The organism is Pseudomonas sp. E1BtOHC1 (assembly GCF_058744285.1).
Genome location: NZ_CP196023.1, coordinates 1,125,852 through 1,146,586, shown reverse-complemented (window position 1 = coordinate 1,146,586; position 20,735 = coordinate 1,125,852). Strand labels below are relative to the sequence as shown.

Sequence of the window (20,735 nt, the reverse complement as noted above, 5' to 3'; positions counted from 1 at the left end):
ACGCGCTGTGAGCTCTTTCGGCTATGGCGTTTGAACGCTCTTCTACCGTCGAAACAAAAAAGCCCGACCGCGGGTGATCGCGGCGGGCCTTTTATTATTCTGAAATATGGCTCTTGGCCACAGGCGTTGGGGCGAATCCTATCCGCGCCTTTAACAACGTGTCAATTTCGTGAATCGTCTTTGAATAGCTGAAAATATTCTAAGAACTGCGGGCTAGAGCATTGCCAGCTGCACACTGTGACTGTCGACGAACTGTTCGAAATGGGTGACCTTGCCCTCTTTCAGCGTCCATAGATGGGCCACTCGCACATCAATAGGCTTGCCCGAGCCTTTATAGATGCCCTGATAGTTGCCATAGGCGAACACCTTGTCGCCCTGGGCCACATAGTTTTCCACCTTGAAGGTGAAGTCCTGCCACTCCGATCCCAGGCGCTTGAAAACATGCTCCAGCACCGCCTCGAAACCGACGTAGGTGCCGGCATAGGGAAAGCCCGCCGCTTCGGTCCAGCGCGCATCGGGGGCCAGGGCCGCCGCGGTGTTGCGCGCATTTTCCTGGGAGTTGGCACCTTCGTAGGTGCTTTTGATCAACGCTAGGTTATCCATGGGTGACTCCACACAGGTCAGGTGAGATCAGAGCGCGCAACCGTCCAGGCCACAGGCCTGGAGCGCGCCATGTTGAGGGTCGCTACTGGCGCCCTGGGAAGCCTTCAGCCACTGCGCGAAGGCCTCGGGCTTGCCCAGCCAGGGGCTGACATCGAGCAATTGATAGCGGCCGTCCCGCTCCAGCGCCAGGGTCGGGAAACCCTGGCCGCCGACTTTGGCCAACAGCGCCCGGCTGCTCTTTATATGCTCATCCAGCTCAAGGGCCACCGCCTGATCGTAGGCGACGGCGAACGGCTGCGGGGCAAAACCCAGGGTCTGCGCCAGTTCCAGCAGGACGTCGCGATCGGCAATCCGCCGGCCTTCCAGGTAGTGGGCCGTCTGCAGGCGCCCCAGCAACTCCAGTCCACGACCGCCCAAGGCTTCGGCCGCCAATACAGCGGCGATCGGCGGTGCCGAGTCGAAAACCGCCGAGTGGTCACGCAACAAGCCCTCGAAATAAGCCTCGCCAAAAGGTTGCCCGGTGTACTCGGCGATGCGCCGGTCATGGGGCATGACGTAATCACGCAGCTGCGGCGACACCGACTGGCGGTTGCGGCCGGTCATCATGCCCCCGGCATGGGCCACCACCGGCAGCACTGCCTGGGCAGCCTGGACCAGTGGCTTGGCGCCATAGCACCAACCGCACAGCGGGTCATAAATGTAGTGAAGGGTGGCCGAGGACATGGGGGACTCCAACAGGATCTTGAGAATTCGATGGCACGCAGACTATGCCCCGGACGTCAGGGAAAAAACCTCGAAATGGTTTTTAGTCTGTTGCTGTATCCGGTCGAATCGGTCCGTTTAGCCCGTGTATGCGGGCAGATACGCCGTCGACACAATTAGAAACAATAGAGCAAGGGAACTTTTAGCGAATAATTAACATAAGTAAATAGCACGCATTATCATTCGCACCCCTCGACTCACCTTCCTTTCGGATGCGCTTCAGATGCCTGCCCATTTCCGCCTTACGCCCCTGTCACTGGGACTCTGCACCCTGCTGACTGCCGGTTTTGCCTGTGCCGCCAGCACCACCCTGCCAACGACCTCCATCAGCGCCGAAGCCGAGGCCGACCCCGACGATCCCCGGGTCAAGGAAGTCAGCACCGCGACCCGCACCGCCACCGCAGCGCGCTATGTGCCCCAGGCCATCGACACGATCAAGACCGCCAACGTACTGGACTACGGCCACAACGATCTGGGCAGCGCCCTAAGCGGCATTCCCAACGTCAGCAGCGGCTCCGACACCCGCTTCGACAGCCTGCGGATTCGGGGTTTCGATGCCAGCAACGACTTCTACCTGGACGGCGTCCGCGACGACAGCCAATACGTGCGCGATCTGCACAACATCGAGCGCATCGAAGTACTCAAGGGCCCAGCGGCAGTGCTCTACGGTCGTGGCAGCCAGGGCGGCATCGTCAACCGGGTGAGCAAGCTGCCGGAATTCGGCCGCCGCTCCAGCGTCGAGGTCCAGGGCGGCAGCCAGGATCTGCGCAGCCTGTACGCCGACCTCAGTGCCGATCCGGCAGAAAACATCAGCCTGCGCCTGAACCTGGGCAACCAGGACCAAAACAGTTTCCGCGACGGCGTCAGTGGCAACCGCCAGCTGTTTGCACCGTCCATGAGCTGGCAACTGACCCCGGACTTGAACTGGCTGGTGCAGTACGAATACAGCCGCTACAACCGCACCCCGGACCGCGGTATCACCAGCCTCAACGGACGTCCGGCGAACGTCGGCCGGGAAACCACCTACGGCGACCACCGCGATTACATCGACGACAAATCCCAGTCCTTGCGCTCCAAGCTGACCTACGAGCTCAACGACAACTGGCAACTGCGCCACACACTGGCCGTGTTCAAGCTCGACAGCGACTTCGACAACACCTACCAGACCGGCTACAACGCCAACACCGGCAAAGTACAGCGCCAGCGCTGGCAGCAGGACCTGAAGACTCGCAACATCTACAACAACACCGAGCTCGAAGGCCGCTTCGACACCTTTGGCCTGGAACACCGCCTGCTCACCGGCATCGAGATCGGCAGCCAGCGCCGCGACCCGATCCTCTACAACGCCGCCACTTCCGGACCGGGCAGCCAGGCGGTGCCCGCCGTGGATCTGTACAACCCCAATCCGTACCAGAGCCACACCGGCCGCATGCAGGTTTCCAGCAACAACCACACCGAGGTCGAAAGCCGAGCGCTCTACGTGCAGGACCAACTGCGCCTGAACGATCAATGGCAATTGCTCGCCGGCCTGCGCTACGACAACTTCGATGTCGAGACCACCAACCGCCGTACCGGGGTGTCCGACAGCCGCGACAGTCACAGCGTCAGTCCGCGCCTGGGGGCAGTCTGGACGCCGCTGGAGCACCACTCGTTCTATGCCTCGTGGAGCAAATCGTTCTCACCGGTAGGCGGCGGCCTGATCGGCATCACCCCGAACGCGGCCGGCAACGGCAACGACCTGAGCCCGGAGCTGACCCGGCAGAAGGAAGTCGGGGTCAAGAGCGACTGGCTGGGCGAACGCCTGAGCACCACCCTGGCGGTGTACGAGCTGGAGCTCTACAACCGTCGCACCACCGATCCGCTGGATCGCAACATCATCCTGATGACCGGCCTGCAACGCTCCCGGGGTATCGAGTTGACTGCCAACGGCAAGATCGTCGGCAACTGGTACCTGCGTGGTGGCATCGGCCTGCAGGACGCGGTGGTGGTCAAGGACAACAACGGTTTCGAAGACAAGCGGGTGAATAACGTGGCCAAGCGCAATGGCAGCCTGTTCATCACCTGGAAACCGGAACTGGGCTGGTACGCCGAGACCGGCCTGACCCTGGTGGGCGACCGCTACGCCGATGGCGCCAACACCGTGGTGCTACCGGGCTACGGCCGCTGGGATGCCCTGGCCGGCTACCGGCACAAGGACTGGGACGTGCGCGCGGCGTTGAACAACATTGCCGACCGCGAGTACTACAGCTCCGCCACCAGTGCCTTCCAGATCCAGCCGGGGGAGCCCCGCAGCCTGGTGGTCACCGGCAACTACCGCTTCTAAAAGAGCGGCCAAAAAAAAGCGCTGCCATCCCGGCAGCGCTTTTTACAATCCATTGTCTTTCTATCCTTTCACCACATCCCACAGTGCTTGCAGTTCCGCCTCGCTGAGCAATCCAGCGGGGTAACGATCAATGATGATCCGGCGCGGATCAGGTTCCCTGATCTGACGCGTTCCATTGGACTTCAACCATTGCACCAGCACCTGCAGCGACTCGTTATTCATTGCCAAGGGATGGGGTGCCCGCTCGCTGACCATATTCATTCCAGCGCTCTCTCCTGGTTCCTGAGCGGCCTAACTTATCCAAGGTTTATGACAGAACAACAAAAGTTCCACCTGTCTCAGAATCACCACGAGACAGATACAAGAGCTATGCCAAAGTGCCAGGTGGCTCGACATACGGCCATGAAAAAGCCCGCAACCCATCTGGGCTGCGGGCTCGCTGAAAAGCATCAGCGGCGGAACCGGTCCGACGCCGTCAAACAGGCGACAACATCTGTTACAACGGCACTCAATTCCGCTGCGGCGCGGGCTGTTGTTGGGTAAGGCAATGGATATTGCCGCCACCCAGTAACAGTTCGCGCCCTGGCACCATCACCACTTCATGCTCGGGAAACAGCTCCTGCAGAATGGCCTTGGCCTGGGCATCCATCGGGTCGTCAAAGCTCGGTGCAATGATCCCACCGTTGACGATCAGGAAGTTCACGTAGGAACCCGCCAGGCGCACTGAAGGATTGCGCTCCTGGCTGCCTTGCACCGCATCCACACCAGCACATTCCTCTTCGGTGGCATACAGCGGACCGGGAATCGGCATCTTGTGCACCTTGAAAGTGCGGCCCTTGGCGTCGCGGGTGTTTTCCAGCACCTGCATGGCCGCCTGGCAGCGAGGATAGTTCGGGTCCTGGGGGTCGTCGGTCCAGGCCAGCAGCACTTCGCCCGGGCGCACGTAGCAGCAGAAGTTATCCACATGACCGTCGGTTTCGTCGTTGTACAGGCCATCCGGCAGCCAGACGATCTGCTCCACCGCCAGGTGCTCGCGCAGCACCGCCTCGATCTGCTCACGGGACAGATGCGGGTTGCGGTTGTGATTGAGCAGGCATTCTTCGGTGGTGATCAGCGTGCCTTCGCCGTCGACGTGAATCGAACCGCCTTCGAGCACGAAGCCTTCGGTGCGGTACTCCTGGCAACGCTCGATCTCCAGCACCTTGCTGGCCACCTGCTCGTCACGGTTCCACGGCGCGTAGAGGCCGCCTTCGAAGCCGCCCCAAGAGTTGAAGCCCCAGTGCACACCGCGCACTTCGCCGCTGTGGTTGATGACGAAGGTCGGACCGGTGTCGCGGACCCAGGCGTCGTCGCTGGACATCTCCACTACACGGATATTGGGTACGTCCAGGCGCGCCCGGGCATTTTCATACTGGGCCGCGGACACGGCCACGGTCACCGGTTCGAAGCGGGCGATGGCCTTGGCCACCGCCGCGTGGGCAGCCTGGGCCGGCTTACCGCCCAGACGCCAGTTGTCCGGACGCTCGGGCCAGATCATCCAGGTCTGGGTCTGGGTCGCCCATTCGGCCGGCATGTAGAAACCGTCGGCGCGCGGCGTGCTGTGCAAAGTGCTCATAGTGTTCAGGACTCCAGGGAACCGTCGAGGGTTTTCAGCGCGCCATAGAGGTTCGGACGACGGTCACGGAAACTGCCCCAGGCGCTGCGGATGTGCTCGAGCTCGTCGAGGTCGAAGCTGTGCACAAGGATACCTTCTTCGGTTTGGTTGAGCTCCTGAACCTTCTCGCCGAACTGATTGGCGATGAAGGATGAACCGTAGAAGGTGATGTCGTAGCCGTCCTGCTCTTCATTGCCGATGCGGTTGCTGGCGATCAACGGCATCAGGTTGGCCCCGGCGTGGCCCTGTTGCACACGCTGCCAGTGGTCACGGGAGGAAATGCTCTTGTCGTGAGGCTCGCTGCCGATGGCGGTGGGGTAGAAGAGCAGTTCCGCCCCTTGCAGGGCCATGCTGCGGGCGCACTCGGGGAACCACTGATCCCAGCAGATGCCCACGCCGATCTTCGCGTAGCGGGTGTTCCACACCTTGAAGCCGGTGTCGCCCGGGTTGAAGTAGTACTTCTCGTGGTAACCGGGACCGTCCGGGATATGGCTTTTCCGATAAATCCCGAGGTTGCTGCCATCGGCATCGATGATCGCGATGCTGTTGAATCGCGCGCGCCCCGCCAGCTCGTAGAAGCTGATGGGCAGCACCACTTGCAACTCCCTGGCGACTTTCTGGAAGTGCGCGATGGCGACGTTGCTATCGACCGTGGTGGCCAGTTGCAGGTAGTCCGGGTTGGGCTTCTGGCAGAAGTACGGTGCCTCGAACAACTCCTGGATCAGGATGATCTGCGCGCCCTTGGCGGCGGCTTCACGGACCAGTTTTTCTGCGGTTTCCAGATTAGCCTCAAGGTCCCAGGAACAAGCCATCTGGGTAGCGGCGACAGTAACGATACGGCTCATGGAACAACTCCCGGGCAATGGACGCGGTCGATGACAACGGATAGGAAAAGGGCAAGGCACGATGAACTTGCGCCCGGCGATGGCCACTTTATATCCGATAAATATCGACTTTAGAAGCCAGGAGAATCGTTAAACCAAAAAATATTCGACAAAATACCGATAACAATCGAGTAAGCATAAACACATTCGCCGGCCAGCCGGCCCCCACAGAAAGGTGTAGGAGCCGGCTTGCCGGCGAATGGAAATGAACGCAAGCGAACGACGAAGCCTTACAGATCCTCGCCCAGCACCTTCGACAGCATGTCGACAAAGAAGTCCACGCTCCGCCGGCTGGTGACCATCGGCGGCTTGATCTTGAGGATGTTCAAATGATCCCCGGTGGGCTGCATGAAGATCCCCAGTTGTCGCAGACGATCACACAGCAAAGTGGTCTCCTCGGTGGCCGGCTCCAGGGTCTGGTGATTGCGGATCAGCTCCAGCCCCAGGTAGAAGCCGGAGCCATGCACCGCCCCCACCAGGGGATGCAGATCCTTGAGCGCCTCCAGGCGCTGCCTGAAATGCTCACCGACCACCTGGGCGTTCTCCCAGAGGCCCTCCTCCTGCATCACATCCAGCACTGCGATGCCGATGCGGCAACTGACCGGGCTGCCGCCGGATGAAGAGAAGAAATAGCCCTCGGCCTCCAGCGCCTCGGCAATCTCGCGACGGGTGATCACCGCCCCAAGAGGCTGGCCGTTACCCATGCCCTTGGCCATGGTGATGATGTCCGGCACCACGCCCTGCTCTTCGAAGCCCCAGAAGAACTTGCCCATGCGTCCATAGCCCACCTGGACCTCATCGGCGATGCATACGCCACCCCGGGCCCGAACCCGTTCGTAGACTTCCTGCAGATAACCCGGCGGCAGGGAAATGCCCCCGGCGTTGCCATACACCGGCTCACAGATAAACCCGGCCAACTGGCGATGCTGCTCGTCCAGCTTGTGCAACTGCTGGTCAACGCTGCGCAGGTACTGCGCTGTACTGTCCTGGCCGCGAAACTCGCCGCGATAGGTATTGGGCGCCGTTACCGGGTGCACCCAGTCCGGACGGCTGGTCAGCGCCTGGGGGTTGTCGGCGATGGAGGTGGACACCGCATCGGCCGCCACCGACCAGCCGTGATAGGCCTCCAGCACGCTGAGCATGTCGCGCCCACCGCTGTAGGCCCAGGCCAGGCGAATCGCCAGGTCGTTGGCCTCGGTGCCGCTATTGACCAGGAACACCCGGTCCATGGAATCCGGCGCCAGGGCCAGCAGGCGCTCGGAGAACTCGGCGATCGCGGCATAGTGAAAACGCGAGTTGGTATTGAGCAGCGACCATTGGCGCGCCGCCTCGGCGGCCATGCGTGGGTGACCGTGGCCGAGCACCGCGACGTTGTTGAGCATGTCCAGGTAGGAGCGCCCTTGCATGTCGATCAGGTGATTGCGCCAGCCCCGCTCGATCCGCGGCGGGTCGACGTAATAGTGCTTTTGCGAGCGGGCAAAGCTGGCGTCGCGACGCTCCAGCAGGGTCTGCGGGTCCAGTTCCGGCTCGGCATCGCAGGCCAGCCCCAGCAGGGCTGCCGGAGAAGGGCACAACGCTTGCCAGGCAAGCGCCCGGGAAGGGCTACAGAACAGCGGCGGTTCCAGCTCAGCCGCTCGGCACAGCTGCACCTTGAGCCGGCCATCGGCTACCACGGCGCCCAGTACCTGCCCCTTGACCAGGGCCGCGCCCGACTGCAACGACGGCTCGACGCCCCACAGGCGCACGCTCAGCGCCGGACCATCCAGGCGCAACAGGCCGTTTTCGGCACGGTGCAGCACACCGGCGAACGGCGCCTCTACCGGCGTGCCTGCCGGCACTTGCAATTGCACATGCAACGGGCAGGTTTGCGGTTCCTGGGCTCTGTCGGGACAGGTCCGCGACAAACGGTATTGGCCGTAGCGACTGGCGGCCAGGCCATGGGCAACACCGGCTTCGGCCAACAGGCGATCATCGATCCCCTGCTGCTCCCAATTACCGGCTTCGAAGTGCGGGCTGAGCACTCCCAGGTCGATCAGGGCGAACTCGCGACCCACCAGGCTCGGCAGCAGCGGAACGAACCCGTCACTGCCAATGGCCGGCAAGGACTCCCCGACAGCGCTGAGGATCGCCGCTTCCATGAGCTCGAAAGACACGGCGCTGGCGACCCGGAAAATCTCCCACTCGTGCAGCAGATTGGCGCGGCTGTAGGCGTTGCCCGGGTCGATGCCGACCTGCTGCTCGCCACTGAGCACCAGCACCGCGGCCCGGGCCACGATCAAAGGCCAGAGCGCCAGCAACTCGGCCCGTTGCAGCGGGTTGATCTGGTGATAGGCCTGGATCGCCGGCAGGATGCGCAGCGGATCGCCCTCGGCGTGATGCAGCAGTGCAGCGCACGTCACCGACAGATCGGTGATGCGCCAGGTCCGGATCAGGTCGCCGAAATCGATCACCCCCTGCAGCTGCCAATGGCGCGCGGCATCCCGCTGCCAGACCACGTTGTCATCGGTGATGTCCATGTGGATCGCCTGCACCGGCAACAGCTCCTGCAAGGGCTGCAGGCGACGTTCGGCACGCTGCGCGGTGTCTGCGATCAAGGCCCGTTGCTGCGGGTCCTGGATGACCGGTAACAGGTGCCCGATCAGCGCCTGGGCATGCCGGGCATCCCATTGCAGGGTGCGCTCGAGCCCCGGATGCTGAAAACCTTCCAGGGCCAGGTCCATCTGCCCGCAGAGCCGGCCCAGGCCTGCCACCAGTTCGTCCCCCAGGTGCGGCAGGTGGGTCAGGGAGCGGCCCTCTATATAATCCAGCAGCCGCACGTGCAGCGCTTGCCCGGCAATCTCCAGGGACAGCAGGTCCGCACCGTTTTTCGCCGGAATCACCCTGGGTACTCGCAATTCGGGGTATTGCTGCAGATGCTGGAGGCCCGCGTGCTGCGCCTGCAACTCCAGGGCTGAATAGTCGCCGCGGCAGATCTTCAGGACAAAGCGGCCCTGGGGACTGTCGAGGCGATAGTTGAGGTCTTGCTGGCTCCCCAGGGACTGCACGGTGCCTTGCAGGCCGTAATGGGTTTCCAGCAGCTCCAGCGCTTGCTGTGCGGTGACCTGAGGGCTGGGCAGACTGGCGCGGTGGATCAAGGTGGCGAGCAACATACAACGATCCCTGGAATTGTTATAAGCCGCTTATATCGCCATTGCCCAAGGCGTTACGCAACCCCAAAGAACGGGAAACAGACAGGCACCTTCCCCGCTTCAAAGCTGCACTTTGCGAAATTTCCGACCGTACGCGGTGAAATCGACTGATGGCGCCTATTGCACCTCAGGCGCCGTGTCGACAAGCTATGCTGCATTTTTTGCGGTAAATGATCGTTTTCAAGGACACAGGCCCTCCAACATGCGCATTCTCGTCACCGGCGGAGCCGGATTCATCGGCTCGGCTCTGGTCCGCCATCTGATCCAGCACACAGAACACGAAGTGCTGAACCTGGACAAACTGACCTACGCAGGCAACCTGGAATCGCTGCAGAGCATCGCCAGCGACAGCCGCTACGAATTCGTCAAGGCCGATATCGTCGACCAGGCCACCGTCAGCGCCGTGCTCGCACGCTTCCAGCCCCACGCGATCATGCACCTGGCGGCCGAGTCCCATGTCGACCGCTCCATCGACGGGCCGTCCGACTTCATCCAGACCAATATCGTCGGCACCTACAGCCTGCTGGAGGCAACCCGCGCGTACTGGCACAAACTGCCCGAAGCGGAAAAGGCCGCTTTCCGCTTCCACCATATTTCCACCGACGAGGTCTATGGCGACCTGCATGGCGTCGACGACCTGTTCACCGAAACCACGCCCTACGCTCCCAGCTCGCCCTACTCCGCCAGCAAGGCCGCGTCCGACCATCTGGTCCGCGCCTGGCAGCGCACCTATGGCCTGCCGGTGCTGATCACCAACTGTTCCAACAACTATGGCCCGTTCCACTTTCCCGAGAAGTTGATCCCCCTGGTGATTCTCAATGCCCTGGCAGGCAAACCGCTGCCGGTCTATGGCAATGGCCTGCAGGTACGCGACTGGCTGTACGTCGAGGATCACGCCCGGGCGCTGTTCAAGGTGGTGACCGAGGGCGTGGTCGGTGAGACCTACAACATCGGTGGCCATAACGAGCAGAAGAACATCGACGTGGTACGCGGCATCTGCAGCCTGCTGGAAGAACTGGCCCCGCACAAACCCCAGGGTGTCGCGCAATATGCCGACCTGATCACCTTCGTCCAGGACCGCCCCGGCCACGATCTGCGCTACGCCATCGACGCCGGCAAGATCGAGCGGGAGCTGGGCTGGGTGCCGGACGAAACCTTCACCAGCGGACTGCGCAAGACTGTGCAGTGGTACCTGGAAAACCTCGAGTGGTGCCGCCGGGTACAAGACGGCAGCTACCAGGGCGAACGCCTGGGTTCCACCGACATCAAGGATCTGATTGCATGATTAAAGGCATTGTTCTGGCGGGCGGCTCCGGCACCCGTCTGCACCCCATCACCCTCGGTGTCTCCAAGCAGCTGCTGCCGATCTACGACAAGCCGATGATCTATTACCCGATCTCGGTACTGATGCTGGCCGGCATCCAGGACATCCTGATTATCTCCACCCCCCAGGACTTGCCGCAGTACCGCAACCTGCTGGGTGACGGCAGCCAGTTCGGCGTGCGCTTCAGCTATGCCGAACAGCCTTCGCCGGATGGCCTGGCCCAGGCATTCCTGATTGGTGAAGAGTTCATCGGCAATGACCCGGTGTGCCTGATCCTGGGTGACAACATCTTTCACGGACAGTACTTCGGCGAACAACTGTGCGATGCCGCCAAACGCAGCTCCGGCGCTACGGTATTCGGTTACTGGGTCAAGGACCCGGAGCGCTTCGGGGTCATCGACTTCGACAGCGAAGGCCGCGCCCTGTCCATCGAAGAGAAGCCCAAGAACCCAAAATCCAGCTACGCCGTCACCGGCCTGTATTTCTATGACAACGACGTGGTGCAGATCGCCAAGGCGGTCAAGCCGTCGCCCCGCGGCGAACTGGAGATCACCGACGTCAACAACGCCTACCTCAAGCGTGGCGATCTGCATGTGGAGCGTTTTGGCCGGGGCTTTGCCTGGCTCGACACTGGCACCCACGATAGCCTGCTGGAGGCTTCGCAGTACGTGCAGACCATCGAGCACCGCCAGGGTTTGAAGGTCGCCTGCCTGGAGGAAATCGCCTACCAGAACCAATGGATCAGCCGTGAGCACCTGCTGGAGCGCGCCGCCTACTTCGGCAAGACCGGCTATGGCCAGTACCTGTTCACCCTGGCCGGGGAGGCACAATGAAGGTCATCCCTACCGACCTGCCCGGCGTGCTGATCATCGAGCCCAAGGTGTTCGGCGACGAGCGTGGGTTTTTCTATGAGAGTTTCAATGCCAAGGCCTTCGCCGATGCCACAGGCCTGGATACTCAGTTCGTCCAGGACAACCATTCACGCTCGCAGAAAGGCGTGCTGCGTGGCCTGCACTATCAGTTGCAGAACACCCAGGGAAAACTGGTGCGCGTGACCCAGGGCGAAGTGCTCGATGTGGCTGTCGATATCCGTCGCAGCTCGGCGCACTTTGGTCAATGGGTAGCCGTACGCCTCTCGGCCGAAAATCATCGCCAGCTCTGGGTTCCCGAAGGGTTCGCCCACGGTTTCGTGGTGCTCAGCGACTTTGCCGAGTTTCTCTACAAGACCACCGACTATTACACCCCGTCCGCCGAGCGCAGCATTCGCTGGGACGATCCGACCCTGGCCATCGACTGGGAGCTCACCGAGCCCCCGCAACTGTCCGCCAAGGATCAGGCTGGCACCCTGCTGAGCGAGGCCGATCTGTTCCCATGAACACTCCCCTGAAAATCCTCATCAGCGGCCAGCACGGCCAGGTTTCCCGCGAGCTGCAGCAGCGGCTCGGCGACCTGGGCGAACTGGTGGTCCTTGGTCGAGACCAGTTGGACCTGAGCCACCCGGAACAGATCCGCCAGCAGGTCCGCACCATTCGCCCGCACCTGATCATCAACGCCGCCGCCCACACCGCCGTCGATCAGGCCGAAAGCGAGCCGGAGCTGGCCTTTGCGATCAATGCCAGCGCTCCCGGGATCTTCGCCGAGGAGGCCCTGGCGCTGGGTGTGCCACTGATTCACTACTCCACCGACTACGTGTTCGACGGCCGCAAGGACACGCCCTACGTGGAGGAGGACGAGCCCAATCCGCTGGGGGTCTACGGCCAGAGCAAGCTGGCGGGCGAACGGGCCATCAACCAGGTACAGGGCCAGCACCTGATCCTGCGCACCAGCTGGGTCTATTCCAGCCACGGCAAGAATTTCCTGCTGACCATGCAGCGCCTGCTGCAGGAACGACCCGAGCTGCGGGTGGTGGCCGACCAGATCGGCGCGCCCACCTGGGCCGGCACCATCGCCAACAGCACCCGCGCCCTGATCGAACGCTGGCAGTCCGGGAATCACGGCGCCTGGGGCACCTACCACCTCACCGCCCACGGCGAGACTTCCTGGTTCGGTTTCGCCCAGGCCATCGGCGAGCAGTTGCTGGCCCTGGACAAGCCTTGCGCGGTGCTCGAAGCCATCCCCTCCAGCGCTTACCCGACCCCGGCTCCCCGGCCGCTGAACTCACGCCTGGACTGCAGCCGCCTGGCTCGGGAGTGGGGCGTGATCCAGCCGGACTGGCACAGCGCACTGCGCGAGTGTCTTGCCGAGCAGGGCTAGGCATAATGCGCCTGTATCCACAGGCGCCATTTCCATGACCGCACCTCTTCCCCGTCGTCCCCGCTGGCGCAGCCTGGCACTGCTGGCCCTGTGCCTGGCGCCGTTGCTGTGGCCGCTGGAGCACTTGGCCGAGCGCTACTATCGCAACGAGCTGACCAGCCAGAATCGCCAGACCCTCGACCTCTACGTGGCCAACCTGCTGGGCACCCTGCACCGCTACGAAGTGCTGCCGCAGATCCTCGGCGACCTGCCGGCGCTGCGGGCGGTGCTGGGCGCCCCGGACGACGGCGTGACCCAGGGCAACGCCAACCGCCTGCTGAAAAACATCAGCGCCCAGACCGGCGCCGAAGTCATGTACCTGATGGACACCAGCGGCAAGACCCTGGCGGCCTCCAACTGGGACAAGCACGACAGTTTCGTCGGGCGCAATTTCGCCTTCCGCCCCTACTTCAGCGAAGCCATGGCCGGACGCCTGGGACGCTTCTTCGGCCTGGGCACCACCTCGGCCAAGCGTGGCTACTTCTTCGCCGCTGCGGTGCGCGACGGCGAACGGATACTCGGCGTGCTGGTGGTCAAGGTAGACCTGGACCACACCGAAAGCCTGTGGGGCAAAACCCCGGAACAGCTGTTGATGACCGACCACAATGGTGTGGTGATCCTCACCTCGCGCCCTGAATGGCGCTTTCGTGCGACCCGTCCTCTGAGCGACGAGGAACGCCAGGCCATCGTCGCCATCCAGCCCTACCCAACCCGGGACCCGCGCCCACTGAACCTCAATCCCGATGCCTGGCTGACCCAGACGCAACAGATCGAGGAAACCCGCTGGAGCGTCAGCATCCTCGCCCCGCGCACCCTGATCGATCGCCCGGTCCGCACCGTGGTGGCGGTCGGCGCCGCTGCGCTACTGGTGCTGATGCTGCTGCTCGGCCTGATGATGCAGCGCCGCCGCCACTACCTGGAGCGGATCGCCTTCGAAGCCAAGGCCCGACGCGAGCTGGAGAGGCGCGTGGCCGAGCGCACCAGCGATCTGGAGAGCCTCAACCGGCGCTTGAAACAGGAAGTACTGGAGCGCGAAACCGCTCAACAGGAGCTGGTGCGCGCCCAGGACAATCTGGTCCAGGCCGGCAAGCTCTCGGCCCTGGGCACCATGTCCGCGAGCATCAGCCACGAACTCAACCAGCCCCTGGCGGCCATCCGCAGCTACGCGGAAAACGCCGAAGTGCTGCTGGACCATCAACGCACCGATGACGCCCGGGGCAACCTCAAGCTGATCAGCGAACTGACCGGGCGCATGGCCTCGATCATCGCCCACCTGCGAGCCTTCGCCCGGCGCGATCACCACGCCCCGGAAAGCGTCGCCCTGCAACCGGCCCTGGACGATGCCCTGGCCCTGCTGGCCAAGCGCCGCCGGGCCATGGAAGTGGAGCTGATCCGCGACCTGCCGGCCGCCACCCTGTGGGTCGAGGCCGGGGAAACCCGTCTGCGCCAGGTGCTCGGTAACCTGCTGGCCAACGCCCTCGATGCCCTGACCGAAAAGGGTCCGCCGCGCAAACTCTGGCTGAGTGCCGAATCCACCGCCACAGGCGTCAATCTGTACATCCGCGACAATGGCCCGGGCTTCTGCATGGAGGCTCTGGGACGCGCCGGAGAGCCGTTCTACACCACCAAGACACGGACCCAGGGACTGGGCCTGGGACTGGCGATCTGCGACACCCTGATGCGCGCCTTCGGCGGTGAATTGTCGTTCGCCAACCACCGCGAAGGCGGCGCCCTGATTACCCTGCGCCTGCGCGCCGGGGCCCCCGGAGTGAGCCTGCAGCCCTCCGAGGATCGCGGGGTATGAAGCGCAGCGGCCATTCGTTAGCAACCACGCCCGGCCCAGCGATGCCGGCCACGACACAACCTGGAAAGTGACCGATGACCCGTCCCGACAGCCTCGACCCTCAGCTGCAAGTGGTGTTGATCGACGACGATCCTCACCTGCGCCAGGCCCTGAGCCAGACCCTGGACCTGGCCGGCCTCAAGGTGCTGTCCCTGGCCCAAGCCCAGGGCCTGGCCCCGCGCCTGGAGCGGGACTGGCCGGGGGTGGTGGTCAGCGACATCCGCATGCCCGGCATGGACGGCCTGGAACTGCTCACCCAATTGCATGCCCAGGATCCCGAGTTGCCGGTGTTGCTGATCACCGGTCACGGCGATGTGCCCCTGGCCGTGCAGGCGATGCGCGCTGGCGCCTATGACTTTCTGGAGAAGCCTTTCGCCAGCGATGCCCTGCTCGACAGCGTACGCCGCGCCCTGGACTGGCGGCGCCTGGTGCTGGACAACCGCAGCCTGCGCCTGGCCCTCAGTGACCGCCAGGAACTGAGCGCGCGGCTGGTGGGCCAGTCAGCGCCGATGCTGCGTCTGCGCCAGCAGATCGGCGCCCTGGCGGCGACCCGGGCCGATGTGCTGATCCTGGGCGAAACCGGCGCCGGCAAAGAAGTGGTAGCCCGCGCTCTGCACGATCTTTCCGGGCGGCGCAACGGACCGTTCGTGGCGATCAACGCCGGGGCATTGGCCGAATCGGTGGTGGAAAGCGAACTGTTCGGCCACGAACCGGGAGCCTTCACCGGCGCGCAGAAACGCCGCATCGGCAAGTTCGAATTTGCCAACGGCGGCACCCTGTTCCTCGACGAAATCGAGAGCATGAGCCTGGATGTCCAGGTCAAGTTGCTGCGCCTGCTCCAGGAGCGAGTGGTGGAGCGCCTGGGGGGCAACCAGCTGATCCCCCTGGATATCCGCATCATCGCCGCGACCAAGGAAGACCTGCGCCAGGCCGCGGACCAGGGGCGCTTTCGCGCCGACCTTTACTACCGCCTGAATGTGGCACCGCTGCGCATTCCACCGCTGCGCGAACGCGGCGAAGACGCGCTGATGCTGTTCCAGCACTTCGCCGACGAAGCCAGTACCCGCCACGGCCTGCCGCCCCAGGAACTGCAACCCGGACATCGTGCCCTGCTGTTGCGGCATAGCTGGCCGGGCAACGTGCGGGAACTGCAGAACGCCGCTGAACGCTTCGCCCTGGGCCTGGAACTGGCCCTGGACAACAACGAGCCGGACCACCCTGCCATCGCCGCTCCGACGCTGATCGCAGGCGGCCTGAGCGAACAGGTGGAACACTTCGAAAAGAGCCTGATCGCCGCTGAACTGACGCAACCCCACAGTTCGATGCGCAGCCTTGCCCAAGCCCTGGGAATACCGCGCAAGACCCTGCACGACAAGCTGCGCAAACACGGCTTGAGCTTCGCCGACGGCGGCACCAGCCACGCCAGCGATGAATCCGAATGAGCCGCACCGTCAACCCTTCGACCCTTGAGGCCCGTGCATGAACCGCGACAGTCGCTACCTGGAATCCATCCTTCACCACGACATTCCCCTGACCCGGGACATGGGCCTGAAGGTGCTCGACTGGCAGGCTCAACGACTGCGCCTGCAACTGCCGCTGGACGCCAACGTCAACCACAAGAGCACCATGTTCGGCGGCAGCCTGTACTGCGGCGCCGTGCTGGCCGGTTGGGGCTGGCTGCATTTGCGGCTCAAGGAGCAAGGGATAGATGACGGGCATATCGTCATCCAGGAAGGGCAGATCAGCTACCCGCTACCGGTAACCGGCGATGCCGTGGCGATCTGCACTGCACCTGATGACAAGGTCTGGAAGAAATTCCTCTCGATGTACCAGCGCTACGGTCGTGCCCGCCTGACCTTGCACAGCCGCGTGGTCAACGCCGGCAGCGAAGAAGACGCCGTACGCTTTGCCGGCCAGTACGTCCTGCACCGCTAACCCGTTTCGGAGCCGGCTCACATCTGTAGGAGCTGGCTTGCCAGCGAAGAGGCGGGAAATTCTTGCACAGAACTCAAGGGCCCCTTCGCCGGCAAGCCGGCTCCTACACAAGGGGCGGCAGAGGCAAGTCGCCGCGGGGCGATCAGGAGCGGGCCAGCTCCAGCAGCTTTCCGCGCCACGGCGCCTTGGCCGGCAGCGCCAGGAAGAAGCCGTTGAGCAAGGACTCCCGGGGTGGATAGCAGAACGGTGCGCCCGCAAGATCCAGCACTTCTCCACCCGCCCCTTCGAGCACACCCTGGGCCGCAGCGGTGTCCCACTGGGAAGTCGGCGCCAGGCGCGGATAACAGTCCGCCGCGCCTTCGGCCAGCAGGCAGAACTTCAGCGAACTGCCGATATTGGCCAATTGCAACTCACCCAGGGCAGCGCTCAAACCACTGAGCAAGCGCTCCTGCTCCGGGCTTGAATGGCGCCGACTGGCCACCACGGTAAAGGCTGCGCCCGGCCCCGGCTGCTCACGCACCTGGATCGCTTGCGGCGGCTGCCCCTGATCCACGCGCCAGGCCCCCAGGCCGGCACCGCCCAGGTAGCAGCGGCCATTGGTGGGCATCGACACCACGCCAAACACCACACGCCCCTGTTCGATCAGGGCGATGTTGACGGTGAACTCTTCACTGCCGGAAATGAATTCCTTGGTGCCGTCTAGCGGGTCCACCAGCCACCAGCGCTGCCAACCGGCGCGAGTGGCCTGGGGAATATCGGCATCTTCTTCGGACAGCACCGGAATGCTTGGGTCCAGTGCCGTCAGGCCAGCCACGATCAGGTGATGGGCCGCGAGGTCGGCAGCGGTCACCGGCGACTCGTCGGCCTTATGCTCGACGGCCACATCGGCACGCCAGAACGGCAGGATCGCCTCACCGGCGCGCAAGGCCAGCTCGGCCACCGGCGCCAATAAAGGATGGGGAAAATTCATCGAGTTCATGCTCATGCTGGAAAGGCTCCGCGCTGGCTCAGCAGGTCACGGGTCAGGTACAGCGCCGCCAGGGCCCGGCCTTCGCTGAATTGCGGATTCTGCGCCAGGCTGGCCAGCTCGCGCAGGTTGACCTTGTCGACCCGCATCGGCTCCGGCTCGTCACCCTCCAGGCGCTCTTCATACAGATCGGTGGCCAATACCACCTGGATCTTCTGGCTCATGTAGCCCGGGGACAGCGACAGCTCGGTCAGGTGCTCCAGCTGCCGTGCGCCAAAACCGGCCTCTTCCTTGAGTTCACGCTCGGCCGCCGCCAGCACATCTTCCCCCGGCTCGATCAGGCCCTTGGGCAGGGACAGCTCGTAGGCGTCGGTACCACCGCAATACTCCTCCACCAGCACCGCATGCTCCGCATCGAGCATGGCCACGATCATCACCGCGCCGTAACCCGCCCCCTTGCCCACCAGGCGCTCATAGGTGCGCTCGACGCCATTGGAGAACCGCAACTGCACCTCTTCGACACAGAACAGACGACTGGTGGCGACGATCTCGCGGGCGAGTACAGTGGGTTTCTGGCGCATAGCGGGCTCCTTGGCGATAGCGGGTTACTATACAGGCTGTTTTCTTACCGCTGGAGAAGTGTTCAATGGCCCTGCTGCCCTGGTGCGATATCGATACCGTCCTGCTGGATATGGACGGCACCCTGCTGGACCTGCACTACGACAACCACTTCTGGATGGAACACTTGCCCCAGCGTTACGCCGAGTTGCACGGGGTCAGCCGGGCCATGGCCGAGCTGGAACTGCAACCGCTGTTCGAACGCAACGCCGGCCAATTGCAGTGGTATTGCCTGGACTTCTGGAGCGCCGAGCTCAAGCTCTCGGTGCGTGAACTGAAGCTGGAGACGGCTCACCTGATCGCCCTGCGGCCGGACGCCGACACTTTTCTCGCGGCGATCAAGAAGGCCGGCAAGCGGGTGATACTGATCACCAACGCTCATCGTGACTCCTTGTCGTTGAAGCTGGAGCGGATCGAACTGGCGCCTTACTTCGAGCGCCTGATCAGTTCCCACGACTACGGGTTCCCCAAGGAGAATCCACAGTTCTGGGATGCACTGCAGGCCGATATTCAATTCGATCCGGCCCGCAGCCTGTTTATCGACGACACCCTGCCAATTCTGCGCAGCGCGCGGGATTTCGGCGTGGCGCAGTTGCTCGCGGTGAGCCAGCCGGACAGCCGCAAAGGGCTGAAGGACACGGCCGAGTTCGCGGCAGTGGGGGATTACCGGGCGTTGATCGAAGGGTTGTGAAGCCCTTCGCGGGCAAGCCCGCTCCTACAGAACCCGTAGGAGCGGGCTTGCCCGCGAAGAAGAGGGTCGATCATTCAGGAATGCGCAGCACCTGGCCCGGGTAGATCTTGTCCGGGTGGGACAGCAGCGGCTTGTTGGCCTCGAAAATCTTGTTGTACTTGTTGGCGTCGCCGTATTGCACCTTGGCGATGGCGCTCAGGGTGTCGCCCTTCTTCACGGTGACGAAGACCGCAGAAACCGCCACGGGACCGGTCACCGTTATCTGGTCCTCGACACTGCCGACACCGGCGATGTTGCCCAGGGCCAGGAGGATTTTTTCCTTCTCTTCCTGGGTCGCCACTTCACCGCTCACCGTGACCTTGTCACCTTCCACCGTGGCGTGAACATTGGGATTGCCCAGGCCGACCTTTTCGATGTGCTCCTTGAGCTGCTCGCTGGCATTGGCGTTGCCCGGGGTCAGCAGGTCGATCAGTTTTTCACCGGCTTCTTTCACAAAGCTGAAAATGCTCATGTCGCACACTCCTTGGTTGATAGATCCAGACGCGAAAGACTAGACCAGCCTGGGGCAATGAGGTTCCCGGGCGACCAGTGACCCAAGGCCCTGCCGGCACGGTAGAATCCCGGGCTTTTGCCGCTCCGGAGCGAAGATGGACCTCAAGCAGCTGAAATTCCTCATCGCCCTCGACGAAACCCGCCACTTCGGCCAGGCCGCCGCGCGCTGCCATATCACCCAGCCAACCCTGTCCATGCGCCTGCGCAGCCTCGAGGAAGAGCTCGACCTGCCCCTGGTCAACCGTGGTCAGCGCTTCGAAGGCTTTACCGCACCCGGCGAACGGGTGCTGGCCTGGGCCCGGAGCGTCATGACCGCCTATGACGGCTTGCTGGCAGAGGCCGCTGCGTGCCGGGGCAATCTGGTGGGCACCCTGCGCCTGGGGGTGGTGCCGTTATCGAGCTTCGACCCTCTGCCGCTGATGCAGCGCCTGCATGCCGAACACCCCAACCTGCGCTTCGAACTCTCGTCCCTGAGCTCGGAGCAGATCCTCGAACAGTTGGCGAGCAATCGCCTGGACCTCGGCGTGTCCTACCTGGATCGCCTGGACAGCGAGCTCTTCGACGCCCTGACCCTGGACCCGACCCACATGGGCCTGCTCTATGACCAGCGGTATTTCAGCTTCGGCGAACAGCCCCTGAGCTGGGAGGCGCTGATCGAACTGCCCCTGGGCCTGCTCACCAGCGGCATGCACTTTCGCCAGTCCATCGACCACCACTTCCATGTTCGCGGGCTGCAGCCGCAGCCGGTGCTGCAAACCGACGCCGTCCATCAACTCGTGCGCATGGTCCACGGCGGCCTGTGCTGCGCAGTGATGCCCCTGGACAGTGGCCTGGAGATCCTCACCGAACACTTGCGCCTGCACCCCATCGCCGACGCGCAGACCCTGGCCCGCCTGGGCCTGATCATGCGCCGCAGCGCGCCGCGCTCGGCCCTGGCGCAAGCCTGTTTCAGCCTCTACCAGGAATCCTTCAGCCATTGTTGATCGACGCCATCTATCAATAGATCAGTACTAGCAATTAGACGCGACACAATGCCGCGCTTAGTCTTGGGACCCGATGACCGCTGGTCCCTCACTCAATGCCAGCCCTGGCAACTCCC

At 63.3% G+C, this 20,735-nt stretch carries 19 protein-coding genes; 10 read left to right on the top strand and 9 right to left on the bottom strand.

Going from position 1 to position 20,735, the window contains the following annotated elements; genetic code table 11:
* Positions 1-213: 213 nt before the first annotated feature.
* Both ACSSVC_RS05320 and ACSSVC_RS05315 read right to left on the bottom strand, forming a co-directional pair.
* Positions 214-603, bottom strand: a complete 390-nt coding sequence (locus tag ACSSVC_RS05320) for a nuclear transport factor 2 family protein (protein WP_402893089.1) — start codon at positions 601-603, stop codon at positions 214-216.
* Between the two features lie 27 nt (positions 604-630).
* On the bottom strand, positions 631-1,326 hold the full coding sequence (locus ACSSVC_RS05315; RefSeq protein ID WP_346634147.1) for a DsbA family protein: 696 nt from the start codon (positions 1,324-1,326) through the stop codon (positions 631-633).
* A 262-nt stretch (positions 1,327-1,588) separates the two neighbouring features.
* On the opposite strand from ACSSVC_RS05315, the gene ACSSVC_RS05310 reads away from it, so the two are divergent.
* On the top strand, positions 1,589-3,688 hold the full coding sequence (locus ACSSVC_RS05310; protein ID WP_446439557.1) for a TonB-dependent receptor: 2,100 nt from the start codon (positions 1,589-1,591) through the stop codon (positions 3,686-3,688).
* 60 nt (positions 3,689-3,748) lie between these two features.
* Here the strand turns inward: ACSSVC_RS05310 and ACSSVC_RS05305 are convergent, their stop codons facing one another.
* The 4 genes from ACSSVC_RS05305 to ACSSVC_RS05290 form a co-directional block, all read right to left on the bottom strand.
* Positions 3,749-3,949: a hypothetical protein gene (locus ACSSVC_RS05305; RefSeq protein WP_123724184.1), complete on the bottom strand. Its 201-nt coding sequence runs from the start codon at positions 3,947-3,949 to the stop codon at positions 3,749-3,751.
* A gap of 247 nt (positions 3,950-4,196) precedes the next feature.
* Entirely contained in the window at positions 4,197-5,303 is a 1,107-nt protein-coding gene (gene aguA / locus ACSSVC_RS05300) for an agmatine deiminase (RefSeq protein ID WP_346634145.1), read from the bottom strand.
* A gap of 5 nt (positions 5,304-5,308) precedes the next feature.
* Positions 5,309-6,187: an N-carbamoylputrescine amidase gene (gene aguB, locus ACSSVC_RS05295; RefSeq protein ID WP_492612051.1), complete on the bottom strand. Its 879-nt coding sequence runs from the start codon at positions 6,185-6,187 to the stop codon at positions 5,309-5,311.
* A gap of 269 nt (positions 6,188-6,456) precedes the next feature.
* Positions 6,457-9,375 (bottom strand): aminotransferase, encoded by a 2,919-nt coding sequence (locus ACSSVC_RS05290; protein ID WP_492612050.1) that lies wholly within the window; start codon positions 9,373-9,375, stop codon positions 6,457-6,459.
* Positions 9,376-9,616: 241 nt separating this feature from the next.
* On the opposite strand from ACSSVC_RS05290, the gene rfbB reads away from it, so the two are divergent.
* The 7 genes from rfbB to ACSSVC_RS05255 all read left to right on the top strand — a co-directional run bounded on the left by rfbB (position 9,617) and on the right by ACSSVC_RS05255 (position 16,808).
* Complete coding sequence (gene rfbB, locus ACSSVC_RS05285; RefSeq protein WP_346634142.1) at positions 9,617-10,699, top strand: dTDP-glucose 4,6-dehydratase; 1,083 nt, start codon at positions 9,617-9,619, stop codon at positions 10,697-10,699.
* Positions 10,696-11,571: a glucose-1-phosphate thymidylyltransferase RfbA gene (rfbA, locus tag ACSSVC_RS05280; RefSeq protein WP_346634141.1), complete on the top strand. Its 876-nt coding sequence runs from the start codon at positions 10,696-10,698 to the stop codon at positions 11,569-11,571. Before rfbB ends, rfbA begins: the two co-directional genes overlap by 4 nt.
* Complete coding sequence (rfbC, locus tag ACSSVC_RS05275) at positions 11,568-12,113, top strand: dTDP-4-dehydrorhamnose 3,5-epimerase (RefSeq protein WP_346634140.1); 546 nt, start codon at positions 11,568-11,570, stop codon at positions 12,111-12,113. The genes rfbA and rfbC overlap by 4 nt, the downstream gene beginning before the upstream one ends.
* Entirely contained in the window at positions 12,110-12,991 is an 882-nt protein-coding gene (gene rfbD / locus ACSSVC_RS05270) for a dTDP-4-dehydrorhamnose reductase (RefSeq protein ID WP_346634139.1), read from the top strand. Before rfbC ends, rfbD begins: the two co-directional genes overlap by 4 nt.
* A gap of 34 nt (positions 12,992-13,025) precedes the next feature.
* On the top strand, positions 13,026-14,834 hold the full coding sequence (locus ACSSVC_RS05265; protein WP_446439560.1) for a sensor histidine kinase: 1,809 nt from the start codon (positions 13,026-13,028) through the stop codon (positions 14,832-14,834).
* Positions 14,835-14,908: 74 nt separating this feature from the next.
* Positions 14,909-16,315: a sigma-54-dependent transcriptional regulator gene (locus ACSSVC_RS05260; RefSeq protein WP_346634137.1), complete on the top strand. Its 1,407-nt coding sequence runs from the start codon at positions 14,909-14,911 to the stop codon at positions 16,313-16,315.
* A 37-nt stretch (positions 16,316-16,352) separates the two neighbouring features.
* The gene (locus ACSSVC_RS05255) at positions 16,353-16,808 is read left to right on the top strand and encodes a YiiD C-terminal domain-containing protein (RefSeq protein WP_346634136.1); all 456 of its coding nucleotides are present in this window, start codon (positions 16,353-16,355) and stop codon (positions 16,806-16,808) included.
* A gap of 142 nt (positions 16,809-16,950) precedes the next feature.
* Here the strand turns inward: ACSSVC_RS05255 and cysQ are convergent, their stop codons facing one another.
* Positions 16,951-17,778 carry a 3'(2'),5'-bisphosphate nucleotidase CysQ gene (gene cysQ, locus ACSSVC_RS05250; protein ID WP_346634213.1) on the bottom strand — a complete coding sequence of 276 codons (828 nt, stop codon included), beginning with the start codon at positions 17,776-17,778 and terminating at the stop codon, positions 16,951-16,953.
* An 11-nt stretch (positions 17,779-17,789) separates the two neighbouring features.
* Positions 17,790-18,356, bottom strand: coding sequence for an ADP compounds hydrolase NudE (gene nudE, locus ACSSVC_RS05245; protein WP_102862674.1), 567 nt, complete (start codon positions 18,354-18,356; stop codon positions 17,790-17,792).
* Positions 18,357-18,421: 65 nt separating this feature from the next.
* On the opposite strand from nudE, the gene yrfG reads away from it, so the two are divergent.
* Entirely contained in the window at positions 18,422-19,084 is a 663-nt protein-coding gene (gene yrfG / locus ACSSVC_RS05240) for a GMP/IMP nucleotidase (RefSeq protein WP_346634135.1), read from the top strand.
* A 70-nt stretch (positions 19,085-19,154) separates the two neighbouring features.
* Here yrfG and lysM read toward each other — a convergent pair whose 3' ends face one another.
* A complete protein-coding gene (gene lysM, locus ACSSVC_RS05235) occupies positions 19,155-19,595 on the bottom strand; it encodes a peptidoglycan-binding protein LysM (protein WP_402893056.1) in 441 nt (146 codons plus the stop codon).
* 136 nt (positions 19,596-19,731) lie between these two features.
* Between lysM and ACSSVC_RS05230 the strand changes: the two genes are divergently transcribed.
* Positions 19,732-20,619 (top strand): LysR family transcriptional regulator, encoded by an 888-nt coding sequence (locus ACSSVC_RS05230; protein WP_346634133.1) that lies wholly within the window; start codon positions 19,732-19,734, stop codon positions 20,617-20,619.
* Positions 20,620-20,735: the final 116 nt, after the last annotated feature.

Excerpts from the sequence above, each read along its gene's own strand:
- rfbD (WP_346634139.1), top strand. The coding sequence starts at position 12,110 with ATGAACACTCCCCTGAAAATCCTCATCAGCGGCCAGCACGGCCAGGTT.
- ACSSVC_RS05315 (WP_346634147.1), bottom strand. The coding sequence starts at position 1,326 with ATGTCCTCGGCCACCCTTCACTACATTTATGACCCGCTGTGCGGTTGG.
- ACSSVC_RS05260 (WP_346634137.1), top strand. The coding sequence starts at position 14,909 with ATGACCCGTCCCGACAGCCTCGACCCTCAGCTGCAAGTGGTGTTGATC.
- ACSSVC_RS05255 (WP_346634136.1), top strand. The coding sequence starts at position 16,353 with ATGAACCGCGACAGTCGCTACCTGGAATCCATCCTTCACCACGACATT.
- ACSSVC_RS05320 (WP_402893089.1), bottom strand. The coding sequence starts at position 603 with ATGGATAACCTAGCGTTGATCAAAAGCACCTACGAAGGTGCCAACTCC.
- rfbC (WP_346634140.1), top strand. The coding sequence starts at position 11,568 with ATGAAGGTCATCCCTACCGACCTGCCCGGCGTGCTGATCATCGAGCCC.
- cysQ (WP_346634213.1), bottom strand. The coding sequence starts at position 17,778 with ATGAATTTTCCCCATCCTTTATTGGCGCCGGTGGCCGAGCTGGCCTTG.
- ACSSVC_RS05230 (WP_346634133.1), top strand. The coding sequence starts at position 19,732 with ATGGACCTCAAGCAGCTGAAATTCCTCATCGCCCTCGACGAAACCCGC.
- yrfG (WP_346634135.1), top strand. The coding sequence starts at position 18,422 with ATGGCCCTGCTGCCCTGGTGCGATATCGATACCGTCCTGCTGGATATG.
- aguA (WP_346634145.1), bottom strand. The coding sequence starts at position 5,303 with ATGAGCACTTTGCACAGCACGCCGCGCGCCGACGGTTTCTACATGCCG.
- ACSSVC_RS05265 (WP_446439560.1), top strand. The coding sequence starts at position 13,026 with ATGACCGCACCTCTTCCCCGTCGTCCCCGCTGGCGCAGCCTGGCACTG.
- ACSSVC_RS05310 (WP_446439557.1), top strand. The coding sequence starts at position 1,589 with ATGCCTGCCCATTTCCGCCTTACGCCCCTGTCACTGGGACTCTGCACC.
- ACSSVC_RS05290 (WP_492612050.1), bottom strand. The coding sequence starts at position 9,375 with ATGTTGCTCGCCACCTTGATCCACCGCGCCAGTCTGCCCAGCCCTCAG.
- rfbA (WP_346634141.1), top strand. The coding sequence starts at position 10,696 with ATGATTAAAGGCATTGTTCTGGCGGGCGGCTCCGGCACCCGTCTGCAC.
- lysM (WP_402893056.1), bottom strand. The coding sequence starts at position 19,595 with ATGAGCATTTTCAGCTTTGTGAAAGAAGCCGGTGAAAAACTGATCGAC.
- ACSSVC_RS05305 (WP_123724184.1), bottom strand. The coding sequence starts at position 3,949 with ATGAATATGGTCAGCGAGCGGGCACCCCATCCCTTGGCAATGAATAAC.
- aguB (WP_492612051.1), bottom strand. The coding sequence starts at position 6,187 with ATGAGCCGTATCGTTACTGTCGCCGCTACCCAGATGGCTTGTTCCTGG.
- rfbB (WP_346634142.1), top strand. The coding sequence starts at position 9,617 with ATGCGCATTCTCGTCACCGGCGGAGCCGGATTCATCGGCTCGGCTCTG.
- nudE (WP_102862674.1), bottom strand. The coding sequence starts at position 18,356 with ATGCGCCAGAAACCCACTGTACTCGCCCGCGAGATCGTCGCCACCAGT.